We start from the raw sequence: 3,576 nt of genomic DNA on the forward strand, positions 1-3,576 counted from the left end.
CCGCTGTGGCGTGCCGTTCATGTCTTTGATTATATAATTGGAATCAACACCTTCTAATACCGCAGCCGCTGAAGTCTGAGAATTAAAGATAAAAAAAGTTAAAAAGACACTGGCTAGCAGGGTCACTATCATTGATTTCTTCAAGAACGTCCCTCCAAAATTCTGTTATTTTTTGATAAAAATATTAGATTGCAATTCCTAGAATCGATTTATTATAGCAAATCATTAATCCAGAAATTGTCGAACCTTGCTATAAATTCTGAGTATATTTATTTAATATAAACTTTATTGAATAATATACATTTAGTTGGAAATTAAGTAATATTATTGTTGATCACTCAAAATGTTGAATGCTACCTCATAAGAAAAAACCACATGGAGTCTGTGACTCACATGTGGTTAACATTACATTATTTACTGAAGCAGGTTTCCTATTCTACATTAGATCGGGCATCCGTTAACGATTAACGTTGCACGTCCAGACTCCGGCATATTGATTATCAGCATAGATATGCGTAATATAGCTTCCCACCTCAGAGTTATGCCTTTGAAAGACTACCGTGGCTTTCCAGACTCCAGGAGCAACCTTTACACCTTCAATCCACTCAATGTCATCCTGATCCTTATTAGAAGTCCATGTAGGGAACTGAACACGTTTTACATTAGGATCTAGTCCGTATATCAAAACATCGTATGAATCCGCCGAGATATTGGCTGTTTTCGGTCCTGATACACCTACGCCACCCTTAACAGCAACTGACGTTCCTCCGACTCCAAGCATGTTACCAGATTGATCAAAAAAATAAAGGTGTGTTGAATAGTTTCCTGTTTCGTAATTTATTCGCTGAAGGGTATACGAATTTTCCATGTCGTGTCGTTTACCTTTTCTCCGATGATCCATGGATCCTTAATGTCATCTTGACCTTTATACTCTGTCCATGTGGGAAACCGTACTTCTTTAATTGTTCGTGCGACTCCTTCCACATAAACTTCGTAATATCCGTCAGTTAATGACACTGTTTGAGGAGAGATGATTTTTGTAGTATCTTGGATGTTAGTATTAAGACCTTTCACTAACTGATTGTCTGCATAGATATGTGTATTGTACTTACCTCTTTGCCCCCCGTGTTTCGACAGGATAACCTTACCTTTCCAGAGATTTGGGGCAACTTTCACACCAGCAATCCATTCGATATCATCTTGCCCTTTGTCTTCCGTCCATGTTGGAAAATGTACATTTTGAACACTGTCAGGAACCCCTTTAAGATAGATATCATAAGAGACTGCTGAAGTGCTGAAGATGTACGGTTCTGCAGGTGTAACCTTATTTCGCTTAAGAAGATTTCCATTTGCATCATAGCTATACCGGATCATTGAGTTATCCGCAAGAATCTCTGTCTCTAGTTGATTGTGATTGTAAATGTTGATCTTCTGCCGCTGTGGCGTACCGTTCATATCTACAATCAGATAATTGGAAACGATCTCCTCCGGTCCCACAGCCGCTGAAGTCTGAGCATTAAAGCTAAAAAGAGTTAAAAGCACACTGGCTAGCATAGTCACTATTGTTGATTTCTTCAAGAAAGTTCCTCCAAGATTCGATGATTGGTTGCTGGTGATTAAGGTAAGGAATAAACGGCTAAGTTAAGACTATTGCTTTTCATTTTACTAGCTTCCATTTTTGAGAGGATGTCCCGTTGTCTGTGTATATCTGCAAGCGTGTTCCATCCGCACTGCTTCCTCCAGGTATGTCCAGCACCTTGTTGCTGTTTACATTCTTCAGTGTACAAGAACCATCTTCATTCTCATTTATTGTCCAATGTTGAGAAGCCGTTCCATTATCTGTCCATACCTGTACAGCTGATCCATTGTTTGTGCCTCCCCCGGACACTTCAAGCGCCTTCCCACTGTTTACATTAATCAGTTTATACTTATTGCCTCCCGCATCGAACACCTGCCATCGTTGAGAGGCAGTACTATTATCTGTCCAAATTTGTACCGGGGTGCCATCAGCAGTGTTTCCTCCAGTGACATCTAACGCTTTTTGATTTCCATAATTCAACACTTTGAATTCAGCTCCATTAGAAATTGCCTTGACCAGTCTCCACTTCTGTGCCGATGTTCCATTAGATGTCCATATCCGAACAGCTGATCCGTTGCTCACGCTCCCGTCTGCTACATCAAGCACTTTATTACTGTGCACATTTAGAAGTGTATAAGAACTATCACCGTTATCCACCATACGCCATGCTTGAGCCTCGGTTCCATTATCATCCCAAAGTTGAACTGATGTACCCTCAGCCGTTTTCCCTCCTGTAATATCAAGCGCTTTTCCACTATTCACATTAATTAATTTATAGGTTTCATTTGGTGCATTACAAATCAGCCAGCGCTGCGCATCAGTCCCATTATCTTCCTCAATCTGTATTTTCGTACCGTTGCTTGTGTTCCCCGCAAAAACATCCAAAGCTTTATTACTATTTACATTGATTAGTTTGAACTCAGAATTTTTGCAGGTTAAGCTTTTCCTTCCGATCATATTTCCATTGTTGTCGTACTGAAAATCCATATATTTACCTTCATAAATGCTGATAAGACCTAGCTGTCCTGTTTTTAGATAGGTATACTTCATCGCAGTAGTGGTATTGGGATAAATCAAGATACACATACAAACTGCTATAAAGAATATGTACTTTTTCATTAATAACATCTTCCTATCCTTTTGATAATGTAAGTATATGAGTAATATATTTCCCTGTCTCATTATTGTATTTAGAAAATGGAATCTTAACTTTCCATGTTATTTGATTAATTCTTTCTCCTTTAACCCACGGAATCTTTAAATCGTCATGATCGTTGGCTTCTGTCCATGTTGGAAAAGGGGGATTTTAATGAGAATCGTTTTATTATAGCAAATCACTTATACAGAAATTGTCGAACCTTGCTATAAAATTCTGTGAATATTTGTTGAATCCAAATGTGATTAAGTCATTTCCCGACATATTAGCGTCCCATACTTTTATCACCAGTTGCTAAGCACGCCTTTTCGCCCACCTACCCTATAGTCTTGCTAAAATGTCTTATCACACCGAAGGCGAGGCTATTCGATATAGCAGCATAAGGAAAGGAAGCGTTTTCAAAGGCATCTACCGGGCTACTCAACCCTTTTGCTTTCATGCGCAGCCAGGAACGCTTCTCCACTGGTTGACAGAACGGTATTGTTTGTACGCTTCTGGCTCGAAAGGCCGGCTCTATATTGGCCATATTCACCATCTCCCTTGGCCTTTACAGGAGGCTGAGCTTCATATTGCTCACAATACTTCAATGAGAGCACTGGGTCTCGCTCATGATGATACTCCCTCACTTCTTACCTTTACTAAACGTCTTGAGGTTCTCTTTTGGTCAATAAAAAAAATCGGTGCTATATCTGATCAACCGTTTGCTAAAATTGCTGAGTTGTGTCTGTAAATAGCAAAAAGGCATGACCTATTCGGTCATGCCATGTGCTTGGCGGCGTCCTACTCTCCCAGGACCCTTCGGTCCAAGTACCATCGGCGCTGGAGGGCTTAACGGTCGTGT

At 40.1% G+C, this 3,576-nt stretch carries 3 protein-coding genes, 1 rRNA gene and 2 pseudogenes; 1 reads left to right on the forward strand and 5 read right to left on the reverse strand.

The window, feature by feature from the left end:
• Window positions 1–457: 457 nt before the first annotated feature.
• The 4 genes and pseudogenes from AC3WT9_RS34530 to AC3WT9_RS34545 form a co-directional block, all read right to left on the reverse strand.
• Window positions 458–901 (reverse strand): GBS Bsp-like repeat-containing protein, encoded by a 444-nt coding sequence (locus tag AC3WT9_RS34530; protein ID WP_492408972.1) that lies wholly within the window; start codon window positions 899–901, stop codon window positions 458–460.
• The gene (locus AC3WT9_RS34535; protein ID WP_341091415.1) at window positions 838–1,578 is read right to left on the reverse strand and encodes a GBS Bsp-like repeat-containing protein; all 741 of its coding nucleotides are present in this window, start codon (window positions 1,576–1,578) and stop codon (window positions 838–840) included. The genes AC3WT9_RS34530 and AC3WT9_RS34535 overlap by 64 nt, the downstream gene beginning before the upstream one ends.
• Before the next feature lie 79 nt (window positions 1,579–1,657).
• Entirely contained in the window at window positions 1,658–2,698 is a 1,041-nt protein-coding gene (locus AC3WT9_RS34540; protein ID WP_341091414.1) for an RICIN domain-containing protein, read from the reverse strand.
• Window positions 2,699–2,711: 13 nt separating this feature from the next.
• A pseudogene (locus AC3WT9_RS34545) lies at window positions 2,712–2,864 on the reverse strand (GBS Bsp-like repeat-containing protein); the annotation flags it as partial.
• A 181-nt stretch (window positions 2,865–3,045) separates the two neighbouring features.
• On the opposite strand from AC3WT9_RS34545, the pseudogene AC3WT9_RS34550 reads away from it, so the two are divergent.
• Window positions 3,046–3,465: pseudogene (locus tag AC3WT9_RS34550) on the forward strand (DUF2071 domain-containing protein); the annotation flags it as partial.
• 37 nt (window positions 3,466–3,502) lie between these two features.
• Here the strand turns inward: AC3WT9_RS34550 and rrf are convergent.
• A 5S ribosomal RNA gene (gene rrf / locus AC3WT9_RS34555) occupies window positions 3,503–3,576 on the reverse strand; the annotation flags it as partial.

The sequence above is a fragment of the Paenibacillus sp. EB106-06-01-XG199 genome (assembly GCF_058791575.1).

Excerpts from the sequence above, each read along its gene's own strand:
- AC3WT9_RS34530 (WP_492408972.1), bottom strand. The coding sequence starts at position 901 with ATGGATCATCGGAGAAAAGGTAAACGACACGACATGGAAAATTCGTAT.
- AC3WT9_RS34540 (WP_341091414.1), bottom strand. The coding sequence starts at position 2,698 with ATGAAAAAGTACATATTCTTTATAGCAGTTTGTATGTGTATCTTGATT.